18 protein-coding genes are annotated in these 23836 nt (G+C 71.9%); 14 read left to right on the forward strand and 4 right to left on the reverse strand.

Translation table 11 applies throughout. From position 1 onward, the window contains the following. Positions 1–11: 11 nt before the first annotated feature. From ACZ5C2_RS13285 to ACZ5C2_RS13330, 10 genes are all read left to right on the forward strand, one after another. The gene (locus ACZ5C2_RS13285; protein ID WP_468789637.1) at positions 12–1286 is read left to right on the forward strand and encodes a cytochrome P450; all 1275 of its coding nucleotides are present in this window, start codon (positions 12–14) and stop codon (positions 1284–1286) included. Between the two features lie 12 nt (positions 1287–1298). After that, complete coding sequence (locus tag ACZ5C2_RS13290; protein ID WP_468789639.1) at positions 1299–3098, forward strand: fatty acyl-AMP ligase; 1800 nt, start codon at positions 1299–1301, stop codon at positions 3096–3098. After that, on the forward strand, positions 3095–4888 hold the full coding sequence (locus ACZ5C2_RS13295; RefSeq protein ID WP_468789641.1) for an acyl-CoA dehydrogenase family protein: 1794 nt from the start codon (positions 3095–3097) through the stop codon (positions 4886–4888). Before ACZ5C2_RS13290 ends, ACZ5C2_RS13295 begins: the two co-directional genes overlap by 4 nt. Next, positions 4885–6582: an acyl-CoA dehydrogenase gene (locus ACZ5C2_RS13300; protein WP_468789643.1), complete on the forward strand. Its 1698-nt coding sequence runs from the start codon at positions 4885–4887 to the stop codon at positions 6580–6582. Before ACZ5C2_RS13295 ends, ACZ5C2_RS13300 begins: the two co-directional genes overlap by 4 nt. Before the next feature lie 32 nt (positions 6583–6614). Then, positions 6615–6890, forward strand: coding sequence for an acyl carrier protein (locus ACZ5C2_RS13305; RefSeq protein WP_468789645.1), 276 nt, complete (start codon positions 6615–6617; stop codon positions 6888–6890). Next, positions 6887–9916: a type I polyketide synthase gene (locus ACZ5C2_RS13310; protein WP_468789647.1), complete on the forward strand. Its 3030-nt coding sequence runs from the start codon at positions 6887–6889 to the stop codon at positions 9914–9916. Before ACZ5C2_RS13305 ends, ACZ5C2_RS13310 begins: the two co-directional genes overlap by 4 nt. Then, on the forward strand, positions 9913–11142 hold the full coding sequence (locus tag ACZ5C2_RS13315; RefSeq protein WP_468789649.1) for an FAD-dependent monooxygenase: 1230 nt from the start codon (positions 9913–9915) through the stop codon (positions 11140–11142). The genes ACZ5C2_RS13310 and ACZ5C2_RS13315 overlap by 4 nt, the downstream gene beginning before the upstream one ends. A gap of 50 nt (positions 11143–11192) precedes the next feature. Further along, complete coding sequence (locus tag ACZ5C2_RS13320) at positions 11193–12089, forward strand: SDR family NAD(P)-dependent oxidoreductase (RefSeq protein ID WP_468789651.1); 897 nt, start codon at positions 11193–11195, stop codon at positions 12087–12089. Continuing rightward, the gene (locus ACZ5C2_RS13325; protein ID WP_468789654.1) at positions 12089–13141 is read left to right on the forward strand and encodes a beta-ketoacyl-[acyl-carrier-protein] synthase family protein; all 1053 of its coding nucleotides are present in this window, start codon (positions 12089–12091) and stop codon (positions 13139–13141) included. The genes ACZ5C2_RS13320 and ACZ5C2_RS13325 overlap by 1 nt, the downstream gene beginning before the upstream one ends. Positions 13142–13355: 214 nt before the next feature. Continuing rightward, positions 13356–13766 (forward strand): SRPBCC family protein, encoded by a 411-nt coding sequence (locus ACZ5C2_RS13330; protein ID WP_468789656.1) that lies wholly within the window; start codon positions 13356–13358, stop codon positions 13764–13766. A gap of 22 nt (positions 13767–13788) precedes the next feature. On the opposite strand, the gene ACZ5C2_RS13335 is transcribed toward ACZ5C2_RS13330, so the two are convergent. The 3 genes from ACZ5C2_RS13335 to ACZ5C2_RS13345 form a co-directional block, all read right to left on the reverse strand. Beyond that, positions 13789–14829 (reverse strand): AMP-binding protein, encoded by a 1041-nt coding sequence (locus tag ACZ5C2_RS13335; RefSeq protein WP_468789658.1) that lies wholly within the window; start codon positions 14827–14829, stop codon positions 13789–13791. Between the two features lie 23 nt (positions 14830–14852). After that, positions 14853–17207: an ATP-binding protein gene (locus tag ACZ5C2_RS13340; RefSeq protein WP_468789660.1), complete on the reverse strand. Its 2355-nt coding sequence runs from the start codon at positions 17205–17207 to the stop codon at positions 14853–14855. A 166-nt stretch (positions 17208–17373) separates the two neighbouring features. After that, positions 17374–17952 carry a beta-ketoacyl-[acyl-carrier-protein] synthase family protein gene (locus ACZ5C2_RS13345; protein WP_468789662.1) on the reverse strand — a complete coding sequence of 193 codons (579 nt, stop codon included), beginning with the start codon at positions 17950–17952 and terminating at the stop codon, positions 17374–17376. Positions 17953–18422: 470 nt separating this feature from the next. On the opposite strand from ACZ5C2_RS13345, the gene ACZ5C2_RS13350 reads away from it, so the two are divergent. Genes ACZ5C2_RS13350 through ACZ5C2_RS13365 form a run of 4 tightly spaced genes read left to right on the forward strand, consistent with a single transcriptional unit; the run spans position 18423 to position 23441 of the window. Beyond that, complete coding sequence (locus ACZ5C2_RS13350) at positions 18423–19538, forward strand: terpene synthase family protein (protein ID WP_468789664.1); 1116 nt, start codon at positions 18423–18425, stop codon at positions 19536–19538. A gap of 8 nt (positions 19539–19546) precedes the next feature. After that, entirely contained in the window at positions 19547–20968 is a 1422-nt protein-coding gene (locus ACZ5C2_RS13355) for a cytochrome P450 (RefSeq protein ID WP_468789669.1), read from the forward strand. Continuing rightward, a complete protein-coding gene (locus tag ACZ5C2_RS13360) occupies positions 20965–22365 on the forward strand; it encodes a cytochrome P450 (protein WP_468789671.1) in 1401 nt (466 codons plus the stop codon). The genes ACZ5C2_RS13355 and ACZ5C2_RS13360 overlap by 4 nt, the downstream gene beginning before the upstream one ends. Further along, the gene (locus ACZ5C2_RS13365) at positions 22362–23441 is read left to right on the forward strand and encodes a polyprenyl synthetase family protein (RefSeq protein WP_468789673.1); all 1080 of its coding nucleotides are present in this window, start codon (positions 22362–22364) and stop codon (positions 23439–23441) included. Before ACZ5C2_RS13360 ends, ACZ5C2_RS13365 begins: the two co-directional genes overlap by 4 nt. A 38-nt stretch (positions 23442–23479) precedes the next feature. Here ACZ5C2_RS13365 and ACZ5C2_RS13370 read toward each other — a convergent pair whose 3' ends face one another. Continuing rightward, positions 23480–23800, reverse strand: coding sequence for a TetR/AcrR family transcriptional regulator (locus tag ACZ5C2_RS13370; protein WP_468789675.1), 321 nt, complete (start codon positions 23798–23800; stop codon positions 23480–23482). Positions 23801–23836 lie beyond the last annotated feature (36 nt).

Here is a 23836-nt window from a genome sequence, read left to right on the forward strand (position 1 = left end):
TGGAGCGTCTGATGAACACCCCCACGTCCACGCCCTCGCTGGTGCAGAGCGTGCTGTCGGAGGAGGCGAACGCGGCGGCGGAAGCGGCGCTGTTCGACCTCATCACCCCTGAGGGCAAAGAGAATCCCTTCCCCGCCTACGCCCGGCTCCGGCAGGCGGCACCGGTCTATCCCAGCGCGCTGGGCGCGTGCTTCGTCTCGGGCTACGACGCCTGCAGGGAAGTCATCTTCAGCGACCGGTTCGGGGTCGCCGACGAGGAGTGGTTCGACACCAACGAGCCGGACTGGCGCAGTCATCCGCTGATGTTCCACGTGTACTCGACGATGATCGGCAACAACCCGCCCGATCACACCCGGCTGCGCCGCCTGGTGTCCCACGCCTTCAACGCCCGGCGGATCGAGGAACTGCGCCCCTTCGTGGCCGATCTCACCGACCGGCTGCTCGACGACATGGCCGCGCAGGCCGGCGCCGACGGCGTCGTCAACCTGCAGGAGGCCATCGGGCTGCCCGTGCCGATCCGGGTCATGGCCAGGCTCCTCGGCGTGCCCGACGAGGATCTGCCGCCCTTCCAGTCGTGGGTGCGCAAGTGCGGCGTGATGTTCGAGATCGCGGTCACCCCCGAGGAGCTGGCCGAGGGCGACGCCGCCTACACGAGCATTCGCACCTACTTCAAGTCCCTGGTCGCCGACCGGCGCCGCTCACCCAAGGACGACCTCGCCTCCGCGCTGATCGCCGTCGTCGACTCCGACGGGGACCGGCTCACCGAGGAGGAGCTGCTGGACACCCTGGGCTTCCTCTTCGCCGCCGGGTTCGAGACGACGGCCGGCATGGTCGGCAACTCGGTGGTCGCGCTCGGTCGCCACCCCGACGAACTGGCGCTGCTGCGCGAGGACCCCGCTCTGCTGGCCGCCGCGACGGAGGAGCTGGCCCGTTTCGACGGCTCGATCCAGATGACCCGGCGCATCGCCATGGAGGACGTCGTCCTGGGTGGCATACCGATCGCGGCCGGCACCTCCGTGGTGGCGCTCATCGGCGCCGCCAACCGGGACCCGCTGCACTTCCCCGAGCCGGACCGGCTCGATCTGCGGCGCACCGGCACCCGGCCGCTGAGCTTCGGGCTCGGAATGCACTACTGCCTGGGCGCGGCGCTGGCCCGCATGGAGCTGGAGGAGATCCTGGGTCGCCTCTACAAACGCTTCCCCACCGTGTGCCTCGCCGGCGATCCGGTCCGCCAGCCCGGCCTGGCGCTGCGCCGCTTCGCCTCCGTGCCGGTCAAGCCGACCTGACGGGAGAGCCCAGTGACAGGCCTTCGATCACATCCCTCGTCCCTGGCCCAGGTCGTCGGCGGGCACGCCGCCGAGCTGGGCGACCGGGTCGCGCTGACTTTTCTGAGCGACCCCGCGGCCGACACGGGTCGGTCCCTCACCTATGCGCAGCTCGACCACGACGCCCGTCGGATCGCGTCCTGGCTGATCGAGCGTGGTGCCCGCGGCGAGCGGGTGCTGCTCCTGCACCCGCCGGGGCTCGAGTTCGCCAAGGGCCTGGTCGGCTGCTGGTACGCGGGCGCCGTCGCGGTGCCGTCGCCGCTGCCCGGGACTCGGCCCCAGCACCTGCGCCGGCTGACCGCGATCGCCCGTGACACGCGCGCCGCGTTCGTGCTCACCGACGCCGCGAGCCGTGCGGAGGTGGAGAAGTGGGTGGCCGACGAGGGTCTGGACGTGCGGTGCGTGGCGACGGACAGCGATCCGCTGGGCGATCCGGGCCTGCGTCCCCTCGTCGTCCAGCCGGACGAACTCGCACTGCTGCAGTACACCTCGGGGTCGACGAGCGACCCCAAGGGCGTGATGATCAGCCACACCAACCTGCTGCACAACGCGCAGGCGATCGGCAGCACCCTCGGCAGCGGCGCCGGCACCCGCTTCGGCGGCTGGCTCCCGCACTATCACGACCTCGGCCTGATGGGGATGCTGCTGCAGCCGCTGTTCCACGGCGCCGGCAGCGTGTTCATGTCGCCGATGAGTTTCCTCAAGCGGCCGCATCTGTGGCTGGAGATGCTCGACCGGCACGACATCCACATGAGCGGCGGACCGAACTTCGGCTACGACCTGTGCGTGCGGCGCGTGACCGACGAGCAGATCGACCGGGTCGACCTGTCCCGCTGGCGCGTCGCGGTCAACGGCGCCGAGCCGATCAGGGCCGAGTCCGTCGCCGCCTTCGCCCGGCGGCTGCGGCCGGCGGGGCTGCGGGCGGAGACCATGTTCCCCTGCTACGGGCTGGCCGAGGCCACCCTGATCGTCTGCGGGGACCGCCCAGGACGGCCGCCGCTCAGCGAACGGGTGCTGGTCGAGGATCTGGAGCAGGGGCGGTTCGTGGTGTCGGCCACGCCGACCGCGGCCGCCGCCGACGGTTCCGACGGATCCGACGGGTCCAACGCGCCCGACAGTTCCGACGGGTCCGACGGGCCGGCCACTCGTGAGCTGGTCAGCAGTGGTGTGGTCACCGGCCTCGATGTGCTGATCGTCGACCCGGACACGGCGCAACCCGTGCCGGACGGGCGGGTCGGGGAGATCTGGGCACGTGCCGGCAACGTCGGACTCGGCTACTGGAACTGCGAGGAGGCGACCCGGCAGACGTTCCGGGCGGTCACGGCGGATGGCGACGCGGGCTATCTGCGCACCGGTGACCTCGGGGCGGTCCACGACGGCGAGCTCTTCGTCACCGGCCGGATCAAGGACGTGCTCATCGTGAACGGACGCAATCTGCACCCGCAGGACATCGAGGCCGAGTCGAAGTCGGTGCATCACGCGTTCGCCACCGGCGAGGCCGCCGCGTTCGCCGACGGCCGGCACGTGGTCGTCGTCCAGGAGGTGCGGGCGGGGCGGCTGACGGCGGAGGAGCTGACGCTGCTGGCCCGTTCGGTCTCCCAGCGCCTGGGGCAGAGTCACGGAATCGGCGGCCTACGGGTGCTCCTGGTCAGGCCCGGCGGTGTGGAGCGCACGACCAGCGGCAAGGTCCAGCGGTCCGCCATGCGCGCGCTGTATCTCGTCGGCGGGATCGTCCCGCTCGCCGACAGCGCCCAGGGTGTGAGTGCGTCATGACCACCGTGGACGTGTACGCGGGGTTCCGCACGCGGCTCCTCGCCGAGCAGTGGGAGCGGGTCCTGGGCGACCCGCGCGACCCGGACAGCGTCTTCTCCCCCGCGCGGTGCGCCGCGCTCGACGAGCAGGACGCGTTCCCCGTCGAGATGTGCGCCGCGCTGGACGCGGCGGGTCTGCCGGCGACGTATGTGCCCACGCGGTACGGCGGGAGTCTGGAGCGCTACGACGAGGCCTTCGCGATCATGCGGACGGTGGCCCGGCGTGATCTCACAGCGGCCGTCGCCCACGGCAAGACGTATCTGGGCGCGGTGTCGGCCTGGGTGGGCGCGGAACCCGGACAGGCCCGGGAGCTGGCCGGGCTGATCCTGGACGGCGGGGTCGTCGCCTGGGGGCTGACGGAGCGCGCCCACGGCAGCGATCTGCTGGCCGGAGAGGTCGATGCCCGTCCCACCGCCACCGGTTACGCCCTCACCGGCGAGAAGTGGCTGATCAACAACGCCACCCGGTCCGATGTCGTGTGCACCCTCGCCCGTACGGACCCGGCGGGCGGCCCGCGTGGCTACACGCTGCTGCTCGCCGACAAGCGGCGCCTGGCACACGGCGCGGGAGGCTACCGGACCCTGCCCAGGGTGCGCACCCACGGCATCCGGGGCGCGGACATCAGCGGTATCGCGTTCGACGGGGCCGAGGTGCCGGCGGACGCCGTGGTGGGCGCCCCCGGTGCCGGCCTGGAGATCGTCCTGAAAGGCCTCCAGCTCACCCGTACGCTGTGTGCCTCGCTGTCGCTGGGTGCCGGTGACCACACACTGCGCCTGGGGGTCGGCTTCCTGGGCGGGCGCAGTCTCTACGGGCGCACCCTGGACCGGCTTCCGCAGGCGCGCCACGCACTCGGCAGGTCGATCGCCGATCTGCTGGCCGCGGAGGCCGCCGCCGTCGTGGCGTGCCGGGCGATCCACACGTCCCCCGGAGAACTGGCCACCTCCTCGGCCGTCGTCAAGTACCTGGTGCCCACGCTGGTCGGCGAGGCCGTCACTGGTATCGGCAAGCTGCTGGGTGCGCGGGCCTATCTGCAGGGGACGCATGACCAGGCCCTGTTCCAGAAGGTGGAGCGCGACCATCGCATCGTCGGGCTCTTCGACGGCAGCACCGTGGTCAATCTGCACGCGCTGGTGAACCAGTTCGGACTGCTCACGCGCGGTTACCGGCGTGCGCCGGCGGACGAGTCCGGTGCGGTCACCGCGGCCACGCTGACCGCGCCGCTGCCCGCCTTCGACCCCGCTCGTTTGACGCTGGCCCCCACGAGGGGCTGTGGCATGGTCCAGGGGCTCGCGTCGATGCTGAAGGTCAGCGCTCTGCCGCCGCGCACGGCGAACCTCGCGGCCGAGCTGCTCACCGCGACCCACGCGCTGCACGAGGAGCTCGCCGCCCACCGGCCCTCTCCTGTCGCCGTGCCCGCGCACGCCTTCGCACTCGCCGAGCGCTACGCGGCGTGTTACGCGGCCGTGGCGGCCCTGCGCCTGTGGACGTACAACCACGACTGGGTCGCCGCCGCGGCGGCCCCGCGGGACGCGGCGCTGTGGCACGACGGGCTGTGGCTCGAGGCGTGTCTGTACCGGCTGCTGGAACGGATCAGTCCGGGGTCGGTCCGCGGCGATCCGGACTCCGACGAGGTGTTCGACCGGCTGGTCGGCCTGGCGGCGTCCGCCGGGGTGCCGGCAGGAGCTCCCGGTGGCCCGGTGCTGTCCTTGCTGCCCGCCCCCGTCCGCGTATCAGGTGAGGAGGGACCGTGAGCACCGCCGTTGATCTGGAGGAGCTGCTGGGTGATCCCTGGGACGGTGACAACCCCTGCGGTTTCGAGGCGGTCGTCGCCGCCGACGAGGCGGGCCGGCTGCCGGACGGCGGCGAGCGGATCCTGGACCGGTACGGTCTCGGCCAGGAGTTCGTGCCCGCCGGGCTCGGTGGCCGGCTGCACGACATCCCGCGGCTGGCGCGCACGCTGCGCTCGGTGTTCCGCCGTGACGGAGCCCTGGGGCTGGGGTACGGGGTGACGTCGTTCATGGCGGCCGTCAATGTGTGGACGTCCGGTGGTCCGGACCAGCAGCGGCGCCTCGCCGACGTACTCGGACGGGGCGGCAGGGCGGCGGTCTGCTTCCATGAGCTGGCCCACGGAAACGATCTCTCCCGCCAGGAGTTCCGGGCGCGACGGCAGGGCGGCGACTATCTCCTGAGCGGCCGCAAGGAAGTGGTGAACAACGCCGACCGCGCCGACGCCCTGCTGCTGTTCGCGCGTACCGAGGACGCCCCCGGCAGCCGGAGCCACTCCCTGCTCCTCGTCGAGCGCCCGGAGCTTGCCGGCCCCCGGGTCCGTTCGCTGCCGCGCTACCCCACCGTCGGGGTGCGCGGCTGCAGCCTGGGCGGCCTGGAGTTCAGCGACTGTCCGGTCCCCGCGAGCAGTGCCGTCGGGGTGCCCGGCACCGGCCTGGAGACCGCGCTGCGCGCGTTCCAGGTGACCCGCGCCGCCCTGCCGAGCATGGCCATCGGCACGCTGGACACACAGCTGCGCGTCACCCTGCGGTTCGCGTTGAACCGCAGGATGTACGGGTCGACGGTCGCTGAACTGCCGCATGCCCGAGCGCAGTTGACGGGGGCTTTCGCCGATCTGCTGGTCTCCGACTGTCTGGCGACCACGGCCACCCGCGCCCTGCATCTGCTGCCCGACGAGTGCGGCCCGGTCGCCGCCGCGACCAAGTACCTGGTGCCGCGCCTGCTGCTGGAGGCCTGCGACGACCTGGCCGTCGTCCTGGGCGCCCGCCACTATCTGCGCGAGGGCACGTACGGGATCTTCCAGAAGCACCTGCGGGATCTTCCCGTGCTCAGCCTGGGACACGCCGGACCCACCACCTGTCTGGCCACCCTCGTCCCTCAGCTGCACCAGCTGGCCCGGCGTTCCTGGCTCGCGGGCGGCGATCCGCCGCCCGCACTGTTCGCGCCCGACGGCGCCCTGCCCGCGATGCGCTTCGACCGTCTCGCCCTCGCCGCCGGCGGCCGGGACATCCTGGGCGGCGGTGTCATCGCCTCCCTCGAGGCAGTGATCGACGAGTCCGGGGGGCCGGGCGACCCGCTCGGCGTCCTGGCCCGGGCCCTGCTCGCGGAGTTCCACGCCCTGGCGGCGGGCTGCGCCGGCCTGCGGCCGCGCGAGCGCACCGTCGTGTCGGGCCCGCGCAGCTTCGCACTGGCCGAGCGCTACGCCCTGCTGCTCGCGGCCTCCACCTGTGCGCAGATCTGGCGCCACGACGGCCATGGCCCGGAGTCCTTCCTGCGCGACCGGGCCTGGCTGACCGCGGCCCTGCACCGGATCTGCGTACGCCTGGGACACGCCCCCGAGCCGCTGTCGCGGCAGACCGAGGACCGGCTCTTCACCGAGCTCCTCGTGCGCCACGAGGCGAACACCAGTTTCGACCTCGGCAACCGTCCGTACGCATAGCACCGGCCCACCACGAGAACACGGAGAACCTGATGACCACCGCCCCCACCACCGCAGTGATCCGTTCGAAGGCGGAACTGAGTACCTGGCTCACCTCGTTGATCGCCGACTACCTGGACGTCGATGCCGTCTTGCTCGATCCGCGCCGGCCGCTCGCCGAGGCGGGGCTCGACTCCGTCTACGCGGTGAGCGTGTGCACCGACATCGAGGACGCGCTCGGCATCCCGGTGGAACCCACCCTCGCCTGGGACCACCCCACCGTCGAGGCGATGGCCGCATACCTCCACGACGCCCTCGCCGTCCGATGAGCGGCGACACTGTCTGCGGCACCGCCCGCGCTCCCGTGGCGATCACCGGCATCGAATGCGCCTTTCCGGGTGTCGAGGACAAGAACGCGCTGTGGGAACTGCTGCTGCGGGGCGGTGACGTGATACGTCCGGTGCCGGCGGACCGCTGGGACACGGAGCAGGTCGTCGCGCCCGGGCCGGACGTCGCCCCGGGCACCATGAATACGCGGTCCGGTGGCTATCTGGAGGACATCGGTCTGTTCGACAACGAGTTCTTCGGCATCACGCCGCGCGAGGCCGCCGCCATGGATCCGCAGATCAGGCTACTGCTGCAGTGCGTATGGCGGGCCGTCGAGGACTCCGGGACCGATCCGCGCGCCCTGGAGGGCAGCAGGACCGGGGTCTTCGTCGGCGCCATGGGCAACGAATGGGCTCTGCGGATGGGCGACTTCGGCAGCATCACCCCGCATCTGGGATCGGGCACCGGGCACGGTATGACGGCCAACCGGATCTCGTACCAGTTCAATCTGCGCGGCCCGAGCGTCTCCGTCGACACCGCGTGCTCCTCCTCCCTGGTGGCCGCCGACATGGCCCGCACCGCGCTGGCGCGCGGCGAGTGCGACTACGCCCTGGTCTGCGGGGTGAACGTGATCCTCACTCCGGCGCTCGGGATCTTCTACACCCAGGCCGGTCTGTCGGCGCCGGACGGCCGGTGCAAACCCTTCAGCTCCCGCGCCGACGGCATCGGCCGCGGCGAGGGGGCGGCCGTCCTGGTGCTGCGCCGCCTCGACGACGCGCTGGCCGCGGGCGACCAGGTGTACGCCGTGATCCGCGGCGGGGCCGTGAACCACGGCGGGCGCAGCAACGGCTTCGCCGCCCCGAACCGGGCCGGGCAGCGTGAGGTGATCACCGCGGCCTGTGCCGAGGCGGGTGTGCGGCCCCGTGACGTCCGCTTCGTCGAGGCCCACGGCACGGGCACCATCCTCGGTGACATGATCGAGACGGCCGCCCTGGGCGATGTGCACGCCGTGCCGCGGGACCAGCCGTGCGCCGTCGGCTCGGTGAAGGGCAATCTCGGGCACACCGAGGGCGCCGCCGGTGCCGCCTCTCTCCTCAAGGCCGCGCTCGCGCTGCGTCACGGCGTCCTGCCGGCCAGCCTGCACAGTCGGCACGAGAACCCGGCGCTGCGGGTGGCCGAGCGAGGACTGCGTCTGGCCAAGTCACCGCTGCGGCTGCCGCCGGCCGATGTGTTCGGCTCCGTCAGCAGCTTCGGTCTGGGCGGCACCAATGCCCATCTGCTGCTCTCCAGCCCCCCGCCCGCGCCCCGCCGGGCCCGTACCGGTGCCGCGTCCGGCGCCGGGGAGCGCGAACCCCGGCTGTTCACCCTGTCGGCCCCCGACCCGGAGTCCCTGCGCCGCAATCTCGCCCGGCAGGCCGCCCATGTCGCCCAGCAGCGCGAGGCCGACCTGCCCGCCGTCTGCCAGGCGTCCCACCGGGTGAAGTCCGGCCTCGCGCACCGCTTCTCGGCGACGGTCGACAGCCGCGACGGCCTGGCCGACCTCCTCCGGCTCGCCGCGCAGGAGGACACGCTGTTCGCCCGGCACACCGGCAGGGCCGCGACGCCCCGGGTCGGGCTCCTGTTCACCGGGCAGGGCTCGCAGTACGCGGGCATGACCGCGGGCATCCACCGGCAGTCCGCCGTGTACCGGCGTTTCCTGGCGGAGGCCGACGAGGCCATCGGCCCGCACCTGGGCCGGTCCGTCGTGAGGATGCTGCTCGAGGAGGACCCTCGCGTGCAGGAGACCGCGTACGCGCAGGCGGCGCTCTTCGCGGTGGAGTACGCGCTCGGCCGCGCCCTGATGTCGTACGGTGTGGAGCCGGCGTTCGTCCTGGGCCACAGCGTCGGCGAGTTCGCCGCGGCGTGCCTGACCGGCGCGCTGCCCCTGGCTGACGCGGCCCGGCTGGTGAGCCTGCGCGGCGCGCTGATGCAGCGGCTGCCGGCCGGCGGCGGGATGCTCGCGGTGCTCGCTCCCCTCGAAGAGGTCCGGGACCTGATCGAGCAGGAGCCGGAGCTGGGTGTGGCCGCGGTCAACGGGCCGCGCAACGTGGTGGTGTCGGGGGCCGAGGCGGCGCTGGCCCGGCTCGGTGTGGCGCTGACGACGCGCCGTGTCCGTTCCCGCCCGCTGCACGTCTCGCACGCCTTCCACTCGCCGCTGATGGCCCCGGTCGTCGAGGAGTTCGCCGCCGCGGCCGCGTCGGTGTCGTGCACGGCGCCCCGCCTTCCCCTGCTGTCGACGGTGCTCGGCCGCCCGCTGGGGGACACCGCTCTGGATGCCGCCTACTGGACGCGGCACATCACGGCGCCGGTGCTCTTCGCCGATGCGGCCCGGGCGGCATTCGCCCTCGAACCGACCCATCTGGTGGAGATCGGGCCGCGCTCGGTGCTCAAGTCCCTCGTCTCCGCGCTGCAGCCGCCGGAGGGTCTGCGCCGGCTCGCCGTGTGCCCGGGCGAGAAGGCCACTGCCGGTGATCTGCTGGATGTGGTGGCGGCTCTGTACCGGGCGGGCCTCGACCTCGACGGGGAGGCGTTGCGGACCCCGGAGGCGGCCGGCTGGCACCGGCTGGCGCCGTACTCCTTCTCTCCGCTGCGGCGCTTCGGTACCAGCGTCGTCCCCGCGCAGCCCGCGGCACCGGCCCGCGCCTTTGTGCCGGAGAAGGCACGGACCGCCGCGTCGCCGCACGCCGACACCGACGGCGGTGCCGGCGAGGAGCTGGTGCGCGCGGCGGTCGTCGCCGCGGTCGCGCAGGTGGGCGGCTACGACGAGGCCGAGATCAGTCCCGACACGATGCTCTACGACGATCTCGGATACGACTCCGTGACCATGCTGATGCTGGCGCGGCTGCTCCAGGAGCGCTTCCCGCAGTTGGCGGAGCTCGACATGACCTCGGTGCCCGCCGCCGCCCTCCGTGTGCGCGACCTGACCGCCCTGGTCACCGGGCATCCGGAGGAGCAGCTGGTGGGACAGTACGGTGGTTACCGCGGATGACGACACGTCTGAACACCCAGGTGTGCGTCGTCGGCGGGGGTCCCGGCGGCATGATGCTCGGCCTCGAACTGGCCCTGCGCGGCTGCCGTGTGGTGGTGGTCGAGCAGAGCACGAAGTTCACCCGGCACTTCCGCGGCGAATCGGTCTCCCCCGATTCGGTGCGCCTGCTGGACCGGCGCGGGCTGCTCCAGGAGATCAGGACACGCCTCGACTTCGAGGAGACCCGGCGCTTCGAGATCTCCGACGGGCGCAGGCGGGTCCTGGAGGTCGACTTCGAGAAGCTGACCCCCACGGGCTATCTGCCGATCGAGCTCCCGCAGCAGATCCTCCTCGATGTCCTGGCCGACGCCGCCGCCCGGCACCCCCACTTCACCCTGCTGCGCGGCAGCAGCGCCACGGCCCTGATCGAGGAGGACGGCCGGGTGGTGGGGGTGCGGTGCAGCGGCGGGAGGGACGGCGGGGGGGACCAGGAGGGCACCGAGATCCGGGCGGCTCTCACGGTGGGCGCGGACGGCCGGTTCAGCCGGATGCTGCGGCTCAGCGGGCTCGCCCACACGAAGACCCCGCTCGACCGCGACGTGTTGTGGTGCACGCTGCCCTTCCCCGACGCGTGGGACCGGGGCACGGTGCGTGTCCGCATCGACGGGAACCAGCACGCGCTGTGCCTGCCCACCCACCCCGGCCTGGTGAGGGTGGGGCTCAACATCCCCAAGGGCGGTCTGAAGGAGTTCCGCAGGCTCGGCGTCGGCGCGCTGCGTTCGCGCCTCGCCTCACTCGTCCCTGAGCTGGCTCCGGCCGCCGAGGAGCACATCACCGACTGGAGCAGCATGATGCTGCTCGACATCTTCACCACGTCCGTGCCGCAGTGGTCCCGCCCCGGTCTCGTCCTGATGGGCGACGCCGCCCACACCCTGTCCCCCGTGCTCGGGCAGGGCGTCAACCACGCCGTCATCGACGCCGTCACCCTGGCCCGGCTCGTCGCGCCCGTCCTGGACGCCCCGGTGCGCAGCGGCCGGCTCGACGCCGCCACGCTCCGCTTCCAGCGGCTGCGCGGTCCGCATGTGGAACGCGCCCGCAAGGTGCAGCTGGCCCAGGAGCGTGCCTTCTCGGTCTCCAGCGTCCCCGCGGTGCGCGCACGGCAGGGTCTCTACACCCTGATCAATTCCACCGACTGGCTCAAGCGCCGTATCTGGCGGCGCGTCTACTACACGCTGTCATCGCACTGATGGCGCGGCAGAAACGATCCCGTATCCCCTCGGCTCTGTGAGGCAGCATCATGCAACGGAACATTTCCGGCCAGCGCGTTCTGATCACCGGCGCGTCCAGCGGCATCGGCCGGGCTCTGGCCAAGGAGCTCGCCGCCAAGGGGGCGCACCTGGCGGTGGCGGCCCGCACCGAGACCGCGCTGCACGAGCTCGCCGATGAGATCACCGCGGCGGGCGGTCGCCGCCCGGTGATCCTGGTGACCGACCTGTCCCTGCGCGGCAACGCCGAGCAGCTCGCCCGGCGGGCCCTGGCGGAGCTGGGCCGGGTGGACATTCTGATCAACAACGCCGGGGTGGGCTGCTTCGGCTTCCAGTGGAACGTGGGCGACCGCGACGAGGCCCGCGAGGTGTACGAGACGAACTTCTGGAGCCCGCTGGCCCTGGTGCGCGGCATCGTGCCGCACATGCGGGAGCGGGGCACGGGGCTGGTCATCAACGTCTCGTCGCTGATGCAGTTGCGTACCTGGCCGGGGCTGGGGTATTACGCCTCGTCGAAGTCCGCGATGGCTGCCGTCACCGAGACCCTGCGTCTGGAGCTGGGGAGCACCGGCATCGACGTGATGGAGCTGCTGCCAGGGCCGGTCGACACCCAGTTCCTCTCCGAGTCCGCCCGGGCGCCGGGCGCCGGGCACATTCTGCGCAACCTGCCTGTCGGTACGTCGCAGGCCCTGGCGGTGGCGGCGGTGCGCGCCATCGAGAAGGGCAAGCGGCGTCTGGTCTATCCCGGCCGGCTGGTGGCCGCGCTCTATCTGCCCATGCTCGTGCGCTACAAGGCGGCGCGGACGGTGCGGCGGGCCGGCGCGGACATCGATCTGGACGACCGTCGTGTCATTCGTTCGGGGTCGCACGGCGATCCGATCGCCCAGCAGGCGCGTGCCGACTGGGCGCGCGCCGGGAGGGCCTCCTGATGGCGTTCGGTGCGGCATCACCGGTCGCACATCTCGTCGGCGCGGGCTCCGCGCTGCCCGGTGCCCCCGTCGACAACGGGACTCTGGCCGGGCTGATCGGCGCCAGTGCCTCCTGGATCGACGACTTCACGGGAACGAGGACCCGCCACTTCGCCACCGACCTGAAGACCGGGGCTGCGACCCATGCCCTGGTCGACCTGTGTCACGAAGCCGCAGAGGCGGCGATCGCCGATGCGGGGATCGACCCGGGCGAGGTCGGGTTCGTCGTGCTCAGCACCGCCACGCCGGACCATCTGATGCCGGCGACGGTCAATCTGGTGGCGGACCGGCTGGGCATCGGTCATGTGCCCACGTACCAGCTGCAGTCGGGCTGCGTCGGCGCGATCCAGGCGCTCGACCTGGCGTGCCGCATTCTGCGTGATCCCGAGGCGGACGGTTCCTGCGCCACCGGTCTGGTCATCGGCGCGGACGTGTGCAACAAGCATCTGCTGCTGGACCGGGACTTCGCGCGTGTTCCGCCGCGCGAACTGGTCAATTACATGCTGTTCGGTGACGGGGCCGGCGCGACGGTGGTGTCCCGGGAGCCCCGGGGCCATCGCACCGCGATACGCCGTGTCCTCAACCGTTTCGTCGGTCTGGGCCAGTCACCCGGCCAGGTCATCGAGTGGTTCGGGCTTGCGGACCGCCATGACGAGCGGCCCGCGGCACAGGAGGACTACAAGGCCATCGAGGAGAACGTCCCCCGCCTGGCGGAGGAGATCCTGTGCGAGCTGGCCGACGACCTCGCATGGGACCTCGACCGGGTCGAGTACGTGCTCCCTCCGCAGCTCTCGGGCCGGATGACGGAACTCATCGTCGACCGCATCGCCCTGCCGGCGCGTGAGGTGAGCTGCGTCGCCGCGACCGGCAACAACGGAAATGCGCTGCCCTTCCTTCAATTCGGTTGTCTTCTGCCTCAATTGCGTGACGGTGAGCGGGCACTGTGCGCGGCCGTGGAGTCGAGCAAGTGGCTGAAAGGAGGGCTGGCGCTGGAGAAGACGGCCATTGGCTGAACACCAGTGCGTCCAGGGCTGCCGCGCTTGCGCCCCCGGCACAGGGTGCGGCACTGTCGTCAGCGGACGAGGGTGCCGGGCATCCTCAGGAACCGGAACACGGCTCTGAAGCAACGGATTTGAGTACATGACGCACCGTTTCTACAATGGCCCTTCTCTGGAAAGGCTCCACGAGGATTTCGCGAAGAAATACACCATCGACACGGATTCACCCGTGCGTGGTGCCGTGGAGACCCACATCGACGCACCCGTCGAGAAGGTGTGGGAACTGTTGAGCGGTGTCGACAGATGGGCGTCGTGGAACCCGGCGATCACCGAGGTCACTCTGGCCTCCGATGTGCGGGTCGACGCCCGGTTCACATGGGTCAGTCACCGGGCCCGGATGCGGTCGCAGTTCGCTGTCATCGATCCGCTGAGCGAGCTCACCTGGACCGGAGTCAGCATGGGCATCAAGGGGATCCACCGCAACCTTCTTCAGGAGCTCCCCGACGGCCGGGTCCTGGCCCGCACCGAGGAGTCGATGGCGTCCCCATTCCTGCGTTTGATCTTCAGCGAGCGCAAGCTCCATGCGACGCTCTCGGAGCAGCTGACCCGGTTGAAAGAGGCCGCGGAGCGGGCCGTCTGAACCGGTGACGGCCCGCTCGGTCTCACTCCGGTGCCGTGCGCAGTTCCACGCCGAACGTGCTGAGCACGCTGTCGGCCAGTGAGGCGGGCACGTCGGCGGTACGGGTCACCGCGTCGCGCAGTTCGGCGAGCCGGCGCGGGTGCTGCCGCTGCTGCTCGACCATCTCGGCCCAGTGCTCCGCGGGGCAGATGATGCGGCTCACCGCTGCTTCTTGGAACAGGTCCAGGCAGACGGCCGGGTCCCAGTGGTCGCTGTAGACGCCGGTGCCCCCGGTGAGGATGGGCAGCCAGACCGCGGGCATGAGCCCCGCCCGGCTCGTGAGCGAGTACGAGGTTCCGATGGTCTCGCCGAGGCTGCAGGGGTCCGGCGGTTCCCCCTGGCCGGTGGGGTGGCGCAGTGATGCCAGGGCAGCGGCGCCGAGATCCGAGTGCCGGTAGCGGGTGGGGGCCGTCCCGCCGGCCGAGGGGATGATCAGGCAGGTGTCGTCGCCGTCATGCGGCAGGGGGCCGATCAGGTCGGCTTCCGAGCGCCATACGTCGGGGGCGATGCGGCAGACCTCGTCGAAGTCGAGGGCTCCGGTGGTCGAGGCGTCGCCCACCACCACCCGGTGGCGCAGTTCCGGCAGGTGTTCCGAGACGGCGAGCAGCCCTTCCGCGTGCCGGTGGCCGAGGTAGGTGTCGAACACCACGCACATGCTGGCCTCCGTCTCCTTCAGGGCCTGTTCGAGTTCTCGTTCGTCGAAGGAGGGGGGTACGAGGACAACGACGGCGTTCAGCCGCAGGCAGGCGATCATCATGACGGCGCTCCCCCAGCAGTCCGGTACCTGCAGGGCGACCGCGTCGCCGCGCCTGAGTCCGCACCGGGACAGGGCGACGGCGAACCGTTCGACGTGCTCCAGGAGTTGGCCGAAGGTGATCTGCATGGTCAGGGCTCTGCCGAAGCCGCGGGTCATGAGGACCGACCGGCCGGGCAGGGCCGAGGCTATCTGGTACAGAGCGGTCACGACGGTCTCGCCCTGTCGCAGGAACGTGGGTTCCAGGCTGCTTGCGGAACGTTCGGCCATGGTGCGCGTTTCCCTTCGGGTGCTTACTCGGCGGCCTGTTGCACAAGACGTGCGACGTGCACGCGTGAGGGGCAGTCGAGTTTCCTCATCACCTGCCGGAGGTGGTTGATGACGGTCCACTCGGAGAGTTCCAGCTCGCGTGCTATCTGGCGATTGGTCAGGCCCTCGGCGACCTTCTCGGCTATCTGGACCTGCCGTGGGGTGAGGCCGCTGAGGGGGGTGGTGCCGGCGCGCGGGGCCGGTGTCGGTTCGGCCTCGGGGGGAGCGGACAGGGCGTCGTTGAGCGCCGACAGCAGTGACGTGCCCTGGATCTGGCGCTCCAGTTCGGTGACGGTGCTGGCGCCGAGGTCGTTCTGCAGGGCGGACCTCAGTTCTTCCAGCGGGCCGCCGTCGTCGGGGTCCGGCAGTCCGAGCTCTTTCCGGGTCGAGCGGGTGATCAGGAGCAGGCGTGCCGCCCGGTTCTGCTGTCCTTCGCGGACCAGGGGCAGGATGCGTGCGGCGGTCTCCAGTGCGTCGGTGGTCTGCTGTGGTGCGCTGGCGCCGCGCAGCAGCTGCATGGCCTCGCGGATGGCGGCGTAGGCCGGTGCGGGCTGCTGACGCTCCAGGTGCAGGCGGGCCAGGTCGACGAGTGCGGCGGAGTGGGCGCGGGGTCCCGCATGCCGGCTCAGGTCGTGGATGGCTCTGCGGAGGTCGGCCTCGGCGTCCGGCTTGTCGAGGGCGGCCTCGGCGAGGGCCTGGTGGTGCCGTGCGGTGGCGATGTCGCGGGGCTGTCCGTGCAGGGCGAGTTCCGCGACCGCGAAAGAGGCGAGGTCCGCGGCGGGGCCGGCATCGCCCCGCCTGCGCAGGAGTTCGCTCAGCCGGCCCGCGATCCGTGCCGCGCCTGCCCGGTCGAGGCCGGCCCGGTAGAGGTCCTCGGCCCGTTTCAAGGCGTGCTCGGCGGTGTCGGTGGCGCCGGTGCGCAGCGACCAGGCGCCGACGGCCTCGAATGACCGGGCCAGCAGTGGCCGCAGCTGCGGCGCGCCGGGGGCGTCGTCGCACTCCAGTTCCCCTACGGACTGAAGGAGCGTGCGTGTCATGGCGGGCAGGAGGTTGTGGGCGGCCCAGGCCTCTTCGAGTGCCAGGAGCATCCCGGCCGCCGTGGCGTGGTCGCCGGCGGTCTGGAGGTGGCTGATCGCCGCCCGGTGGCAGTGGAGCTGGTCTCCGATGGTGGTCAGCCACTTCGCCTGGTGCGGGCCGTTCAGTTCCTCCTCGGCGCCGGCCGCGACCTCGGCGAAGTGGTGTGCGTGCCGGTCCCGGGTCAGCCTCAGCTCCTGGTCGTCCAGGGGCGCGTGGCGCAGGTAGTAGCTCCTGATGGTGTTGAGCATGCAGAACCCGACGTCGCCGTCGGCCCGCTCGAACCGCTGCAGCAGGCTCATGTGGACCAGTGCCTCCAGGTTCCGTATCACCTGGGACCATTCGAGGTCGGTCACGTGCTGGGCAGTGGAGACGTCGAACCGGCCTTCGCACACGGCGAGCTGCTGGAGGAAGCGGCGGGTGTCCGGGGGCAGCAGGCGGTCCCCCCAGCTGATGGACTCCGAGACGGTGCGATGCCGTGGCGGGACGTCGAGCAGCCGGCTGCTGGATGCCCAGTCGCCCTGGCGTACCCGCTGCAGCAGTGCCCGTGGTCCGACCATGCCGACGACCGCGGCGCTCAGTTCGATGGCCAGCGGGAGGCCGTCCACGGCTCGGCAGATGGCGGCGATGACGTCGATGTCCTCGTCCAGCAGCGCGTAGTTGGGCCGCTGGGCCCGGGCGCGCTCGACGAAGAGGCGTACCGCCGGCGCGTCGGGGTTGGCGAGCACGCGCGGCCCGCCCTCGGGAGAGACGGGCAGGGGCCGTACGGGGAACAGCTGCTCGTTGGAGATGTTGAGGGACACCCGGCTGGACACCAGGATGTGCAGGCCCGGACTGCGTTCGAAGAGCCGGGCGAGGTCCAGGCAGATCGGGGCGGCGACCAGGTCGCAGTTGTCCAGCAGGAGCAACAGTTCCCGCTCGCCGATCCGGGCGGCGGCGAGGTCGCGGCCGGACGGGCCCGAGGGGGGTGCGCTCGCGCCCAGGCCGAGGGCGATGCGCCGCCAGGCCTCGGCCGGGTCGGCGGTATGGCCCAGGTCGACGACGAAGGTGCCGTGGGCGAACTGCCGCCGTGTCGCGGCGGCCCGTGCGAGCCTGCTCTTGCCGACGCCGGGCGGACCGGTCAGCGTGAGGATGCGCCGCCCCGGCGCGTACAGCAGGCCCACGAGCTTGGCCAGTTCCACCTCGCGCCCGATCAGCGTGTTGTTGGTGGCGGGCCACAGGGAAGCACCGCCGGCGGTGAGCGCGGGATCTGACGCCTGGGTCATCGGCCCCTCCGTGAGTGATTCTGTCGGCGATCTTGAGGGTTCACGAGCTGATCAAACCGGGTCGGAAGGAGCTGCTGGAGCTGGAAGAACAAGGCGGCGTTCCCGGTGTTCCCGATCTCCCTTACGCAGGTGATCTGCTGCGTGTCCGGCACGGCGAGAAGCGTGGTCACCCGCCCCGCCGTGCGGTGCGAGACCTGGGGCGGAAGGGGGAATTCTTGGTCGCCCTGGTCCCGTTGCAGCGTCTGCAGAAGCTCCCCCATGTCTCCGCGGCCAGGTCCGCGGCGCTGTCGTCGGCGGCCTCGCAGTGGGTGGGGGGCGCACCCCGCTCCGCCGGCTCCTGCGGCCGGGGACCGTCGAGCCCGCCCACTCCGTGCCATTCTACGATCCGCTCGGACGCGTGGTGGGAGCCCGCGTAGCTCAACAGGGCGCCGTCGGCGGCGGGTTCGTGGCGGACCGGGTCGGTCGTCAGGATCGTGGCCCCGGCGCCGTCGCCGGGGACGAGGATGTCGAGGAGCCGGGACGGGCCGTGGGCATCGGCCCGGACACCGGGCTCGTAGGGGCTCGGTGTGACTTCGGCGCCGATCACCAGGGCGGTGCGGTGGCGTCCGCAGCTCAGCAGCCGGCGGGCGACGCCGAGGGCCCTTGACGGCGCCGGCGCGGCCGGAGCGGATCTGCAGTGCGGTGACGACGTGGTGGATGCCGAGCCGGGCGGCGACCAGATCGACGGCCGACGGGGAGAGCTCACCGGGGGCCGAGGTCCCCAGGACGACGAGGTCGATGTCGTGGGGTCTGAGCCGGGCGGCCCGCAGGGCCTTACCTCCGGCTTCCGGCTCCAGGTCGGCGTGGGAGCAGTTCTGCGGTCCCGTCTCGATGTCGAAACCGAGATGCCGGGCGCTGATCCTTGTGGCCGGGCCGATGCGCTCCTCGCAGGCCCTGTCCCAGTGGAACGTGCTCGCCAGCATGGCGTTGTCCACGGGGGTGCCGGGGAGGGCCGTTCCCACGGAGAGAAGACGGACGCTCTGATGGCTCATCGCGCGAAGACCTCCCCCCGGGTACGTGCATACGTCGTCTGAGACTCTCCACCCCGCTGCTAAACCGGACCTTATCCCGGCCTTGGGCTCACGCACCGACCTGCGCCCAAAGTGACTCTTTAGCGGGCGGTCCCACTGTGGGGGTCAGCAACGCTTCCACCTAACGACCACCTGGAGACCCAAGGTGATCACCGACCGCGACCTCACCCGCCCCCTCCTGCCCGGCGACGGGCCGCAGGAGTTCTTCCTGCCGCCGCTGCCGCGGCTGCTGCCCGCCGGCTACCACCCGGACGCCGCCCGGATCGAGATCTCCTCGAACGGCTGGGTGCGCCGCATGCTGGAGCCCTGCTTCGACTCCGAGGAGTCGCTGCTGCTCTTCCTGCGGCAGCGCAACGGGCTCTACGGCCCCCTCACCGTGCCGTACGCCCGGACGGCGAGGGCTCAGAACATCGCCGACTGGTACCAGTTCGTCACGGTGATCGACAGCTTCGTCTCCGACGAGGCGGCGCTGGGCGCCGACCACGCGGCAGCCGCGGAGACCTTCGCCGCCGTCGTCGCCGACCTGCGCGACGGCGGGGGCGGGCGCGGCACCGCGAGCCTGTACGGCGAGGCCGCTCAGGACCTGTGGAGGCGTATCGCGGCCGGGATGAGCGCACGCCAGGTCGAGCGGCTGGTCGCCTCCCTGGAGGCGTTCCTGCGCGGGTGCGCGCAGGAGATCCGCAGCAAGCTCGCCGGTGCGGTACCGGACTTCGAGGCGTGCATGCGGGTGCGGGTGGACAGCTTCGGGTGCGCGTTCCTGGAACTGCTCACCGAGTACGCGGCCGAGGTCGACATGAGCCGGCCCGCCGCCGAGGGGGTCTTCGACGAGGTCCACCACCACGGCATGAGGCAGCTGATCCTGGTCAACGACCTGCTGTCGTGGCGCAAGGAGTACGCCCAGCAGGACACCATGACGACCGTCCGCGTGCTGTGCGAGGTCGAAGGGCTCGCCCTGCAGGAAGCGGTCGACCGGCTGTGCGCCCTCGTGGAGCACCACGAACGCGCCTACATCGCGGCACGGGACGGGGTGCTGTCCGGCCCCCACGGGCAGCGCGAGGACGTCCGCGCCTACCTGTCGGGCCTCGACCATCTGATCGGCGGGAGCCAGGAGTTCGAGTACCTGACGCCGCGCTACTTCGGCGACGGCGCGGTGTGGGACGGCTCGGTCTCCGGCTGGATCAGCCTCACCGCGCCGGTGGCCCGCTTCCGCGACGCACCTGATGTCCCGCCGTGCGCCCGCCCCACCCGTCCCCTGATTTGAGGAGCGCCGTGACCACCGTCCCGCCACTGCCCCGCACGATGTCCTACGCCGTCGCACCCGGCGCGCTGCCCCTGCTCGGTCACGCCGTGCCGCTGGCCCGCCGGCCGCTGGAGTTCCTGACCGGGCTGCCCCGGCATGGGGACCTGGTGGAGGTCCGGCTGGGGCGCCGCCCGGCCGTGATGGTCTGCCACCCCGATCTGATCAAGCGGGTGCTGCTCGAACCGCGGATCTTCGACAAGGGCGGGCCGCTGTTCGACAAGGCCGAGCAGCTCGTCGGCAGCGGACTGTTCGCGGCGACCTGGGAGCCGCACCGGAGACAGCGCCGGATGATGCAGCCGGGTTTCCACAGGTCGCGGATGCCCGGGTACGTGGCGGTGATGCGGCAGGAGATCGCGGAGCTGCTCGGGGGCTGGGCCGACGGCCAGGAACGCGACATGCGCCATGAGATGCACACGGTGACGCTGCGCATCGCCTCCCGCACGATGTTCACCAACCCGGTCAGCGGCCGTGCCGCGGCCGAGGTGCAGGAGTGCATGCCGATCATCAACCGCGGCGTCTACAAGCGGATGGTCGCGCCGACATCGCTGCTGGAGAAGCTGCCCACCCGTGAGAACCGCACGTTCGCGCTCGCTCACGAGCGGATGGCGCAGGTCGTCGACGAGACGATCGAGCAGTACCGCGGCGCGGGCGTCGACCACGGCGACCTGATGTCGATCCTGATCGGCGCGGTCGACGAGGACTCCGGGCAGAACATGTCCGAGACGGAGATCCACAAACAGGTCATGACGCTGCTGGCCGGCGGCATGGAGACGACGGCGAACGCGATCTGCTCGGCCCTGCACCTGATCACCGGGCATCCCGAGGTCGAGCGGCGGCTGCGCGCGGAGCTCGACGAGGTGCTGGCCGGCCGGCCGCCGACCTTCGAGGACCTCTCCCGCCTGCCGTATCTCGACCGGGTGTTGCACGAGACGCTGCGGATCCGTCCGCCGGTGTGGCTGCTGACCCGGGCGACCACGTGCGACACCGAGCTGGGCGGCCATCGCCTGGCCCAGGGCACCATCGTGCTGCTCTCCCCCTATCTGCTGCACCACAATCCGGAACTGTTCGCGCGGCCCGAGACGTTCGACCCCGACCGGTGGCTTGCGGAGCGGGTCGACGACGTCACCGAGGCGGCGATGCAGCCCTTCATCATGGGCAACCGCAAGTGCATCGGTGACAGGTTCGCGCTCAACGAGGCCATGATCGTCATCGCGACGATCCTTTCGGGCTGGTCGCTGCGGATGATCCCGGGCGCCAAGCGCGTGTCGCTGCCCGAGGCGACGCTCGGCCCCGGCCCGATGCCGATGGTGTTGCGCCGCCGCGCCGCGCGGCACACCAGCGCCCCGGCGGCCGTCCCGGGCGAATGCCCCTACCAGGGAGGGCGTTCATGAACGGTGTCCGTCCGACGCCGGCGGAGGCCCCGCACGGGCTGCCGGTCGCCGGCCATGCCCTGCAGTTGTGGCGGCGCCCGCTGCCGTTCCTGCGTGAGCTGTCCGGGCACGGCGACCTCGTGATGCTGCGCCTGGGACGCCACCGCGCCTATCTGGCGGTGGGCGTCGACGCGGTGCGCACCGTGCTCCACGATCCGCGGACGTTCGACAAGGGCGGCCCGCTCTTCGAGAAGGCCCGGCTGCTGGTGGGTGACGGTCTGGTCAGTTCGGACTTCGCCACGCACCGCAGACAGCGCCTGCTGATGCAGCCCGCGTTCGGCACGTCACGGCTGCCCGGCTACACCCGGCTCATGGCCGAGCAGATCGACATGACGCTGGACCGGTGGCAGCACGGCCGGACACTGGACATGGGCCGGGAGATGCACACGCTGGCCCTGGAGGTCGCGGCACGGACCATGTTCGGTGCCCAGCTGGGCGAGCGGGCCATCGCCGAGGTCGTCGCGTCCATGCCGTGGGTCATGCGGGGCGTCTACCGGCGCATGCTCGTCCCGGCGGACTGGGTTCACCGCCTGCCGCTGCCCGCGAACCGTCGCTTCGACCGGGCCCGCGCCACGATGCACCGCGTCATCGCCGACACCGTCCGCTCCTACCGGCGCGCCGGGCAGGACCACGGTGACGTCCTGTCGATCCTGGTCAGCTCCCAGGACGAGCACGGTACGTCCCTGAGCGACGCCGAGATCCACGACCAGGTCATGACGCTGCTCATCGGGGCGACCGAGCCGCCGGGCTCCGCGCTGACCTGGGTGTTCCAGCTGCTGTCGCAGAACCCGGAAGCCGAGCGCGCCCTGCAGGCCGAGGCCGACGACGTGCTGCGCGGCGGGCCGGCCCGCGCTGTGGGCGCGGCGGACCTGGCACGCCTGGAGTTCACGCGGCACATCGTGCTCGAGGCGCTGCGGCTCTACCCGCCGGCGTGGCTCCTCAGCCGCATCGCCACCCAGGACACCGACCTGCTCGGCCATCCGGTGCCCAAGGGCGCCACGGTGCTGTTCAGCCCGTACCAACTGCATCACGACCAGGAGGTGTTCCCCCGTCCGTCGCACTTCGACCCGGGCCGGTGGCGTTCCCCCTCCCCCGCCGCCCGCGCCGCGCTGCTGCCCTTCGGGGCAGGCAACCGCAAGTGCATCGGCGACGAAGTGGCCCTGACCGAGCTGTCCCTCGTGGTCGCCGCCGTGGCGTCCCGGTTCCGGCTGCGGGCCGTTCCCGGCACGACGGCACGGCCCGTGGCCCGCGCTTCGCTCGGCGCCGAGAACGTCGTGCTCGAAGCCGAACGGCGTATCGCCCGCGGCGCGGCCGCTCACGGCAGCACACCGGTCCGGCCCCGGACGGTGACGTCATGACGCGGGCGCCGGCGCCGGCCGGCCTGGTGGACCCTCCGGTCCGCCCGCCCGTCGAGGGGATGCGGCCCACCGCGGCGTACGGCGTGCTGGCCGGGCATCCGCGAGCCGCCACCGTGCACGCGGACATGCGGGCCTGCCTGGACGGCATCGACAGCGTCGTACGCGCCGACCCGCTCGTCATTGCGCCGGCCATGGCCGGTGTCTTCTCGGGCGGCAAACGGCTGCGCCCGCTGCTGGTGCTGGCCACTGCGTACGCGGGGCGCACGCCGTCGGCGCGCACCCGCAGCCGCGCCGTCGGCGGTGCCCGCGCCGTGGAACTGCTGCATCTGGCGAGTCTCGTCCACGACGACATCATGGACGAGGCGATGACCCGGCACGGGGTAGCGACGATCAGCGCGCGGGCCGGCAACAGTCGCGCCCTGCTGGCCGGCGACTTCCTCATCGGCCACGCGCACGCCGCCGCGGCCGGTCTCGGTGCCGAGGCCGGAATCCTCCTCGGTCACACCTTGGTGCGGTTGTGCGAGGGCCAGGCCGAGGAAGTGTCGACGGTCTTCGCCGCCGGCCGCGGTGAAGCGTCGTACTTCAGGGCGATCGGCGGGAAGACCGGTGCCCTGATCGATGCGGCGTGCCGCACCGGCGCGCTCGCCGCCGGGCTCGACGTCACGACGACCCAGGCCCTCGGCCGCTTCGGCCACCATCTCGGCGTGGGGTTCCAGCTCCTGGACGACATGCTGGACCTGACGGAGAGCCATGCGGATTCGGGCAAGCCGGTGGGGCACGACATCGCCAACGGCGTCTACACCTACCCCACCCTGTGGGCGCTGCGCCGCGATCCGCTGCTGCGTGAGCTGCTGGACGAACTCGCCCGGTGCGAAGGGTCCCGCAGCGCCCTGGCCGACGAGGCGGCGCACCGGGTCCGTGCCTCGGGTGCGCTCACCGCGACCCGGCAGGCGATCACCCGTCGGCGTGAGCGCTGCCTGGGACTCCTGGACGGGGCGGTCGACGGCATCGGCCCCGACGGCGTCGGCCTGATGGCCGATCTCGCCGTCGCCGTCCTGAGCCACCGGGGCGGATGACCGGAACGGGGCGGTGAGGGACGGGTCCCTCACCGCCGTCACACGCCGATGCCGGCCTGCCGCGCGAAGCCCGCGTGGGGGTGGAGCAGGGCCCAGGTGCGGACCGTCCGGCACACCGCGTTGCACCGGTCCACCGCCGCCGCGCCCGACGCGGAGTCCAGGGCGCGTTCCGTGCACCGCCCCAAGATGTCGTGGGCATCGTCGGTCAGGGCGGTCACCAGGTGTTCGCGGCTGGGGAAGTACCGGTAGACGGTGGAGGAGGCCATGCCGAGCTCGCGGGCCACGGCTCTGACGGACTGCTGTTGCGCTCCCTTGGCCGCGAGCCGGCGCCGCGCCTCGTCCTCGATCCGTGCGGTCATCTCCCTCCGGGCGCGCTGCCGGGTCCGTCCGGTCCC

The sequence above is a fragment of the Streptomyces sp. NPDC031365 genome (assembly GCF_055569765.1).

Bases quoted from the DNA above. Each gene is read 5' to 3' on its own strand.
- ACZ5C2_RS13305 (WP_468789645.1), top strand. From the start codon at position 6,615: ATGACCACCGCCCCCACCACCGCAGTGATCCGTTCGAAGGCGGAACTG.
- ACZ5C2_RS13365 (WP_468789673.1), top strand. From the start codon at position 22,362: ATGACGCGGGCGCCGGCGCCGGCCGGCCTGGTGGACCCTCCGGTCCGC.
- ACZ5C2_RS13340 (WP_468789660.1), bottom strand. From the start codon at position 17,207: ATGACCCAGGCGTCAGATCCCGCGCTCACCGCCGGCGGTGCTTCCCTG.
- ACZ5C2_RS13320 (WP_468789651.1), top strand. From the start codon at position 11,193: ATGCAACGGAACATTTCCGGCCAGCGCGTTCTGATCACCGGCGCGTCC.
- ACZ5C2_RS13325 (WP_468789654.1), top strand. From the start codon at position 12,089: ATGGCGTTCGGTGCGGCATCACCGGTCGCACATCTCGTCGGCGCGGGC.
- ACZ5C2_RS13285 (WP_468789637.1), top strand. From the start codon at position 12: ATGAACACCCCCACGTCCACGCCCTCGCTGGTGCAGAGCGTGCTGTCG.
- ACZ5C2_RS13360 (WP_468789671.1), top strand. From the start codon at position 20,965: ATGAACGGTGTCCGTCCGACGCCGGCGGAGGCCCCGCACGGGCTGCCG.
- ACZ5C2_RS13370 (WP_468789675.1), bottom strand. From the start codon at position 23,800: ATGACCGCACGGATCGAGGACGAGGCGCGGCGCCGGCTCGCGGCCAAG.
- ACZ5C2_RS13315 (WP_468789649.1), top strand. From the start codon at position 9,913: ATGACGACACGTCTGAACACCCAGGTGTGCGTCGTCGGCGGGGGTCCC.
- ACZ5C2_RS13295 (WP_468789641.1), top strand. From the start codon at position 3,095: ATGACCACCGTGGACGTGTACGCGGGGTTCCGCACGCGGCTCCTCGCC.
- ACZ5C2_RS13310 (WP_468789647.1), top strand. From the start codon at position 6,887: ATGAGCGGCGACACTGTCTGCGGCACCGCCCGCGCTCCCGTGGCGATC.
- ACZ5C2_RS13335 (WP_468789658.1), bottom strand. From the start codon at position 14,829: ATGGCCGAACGTTCCGCAAGCAGCCTGGAACCCACGTTCCTGCGACAG.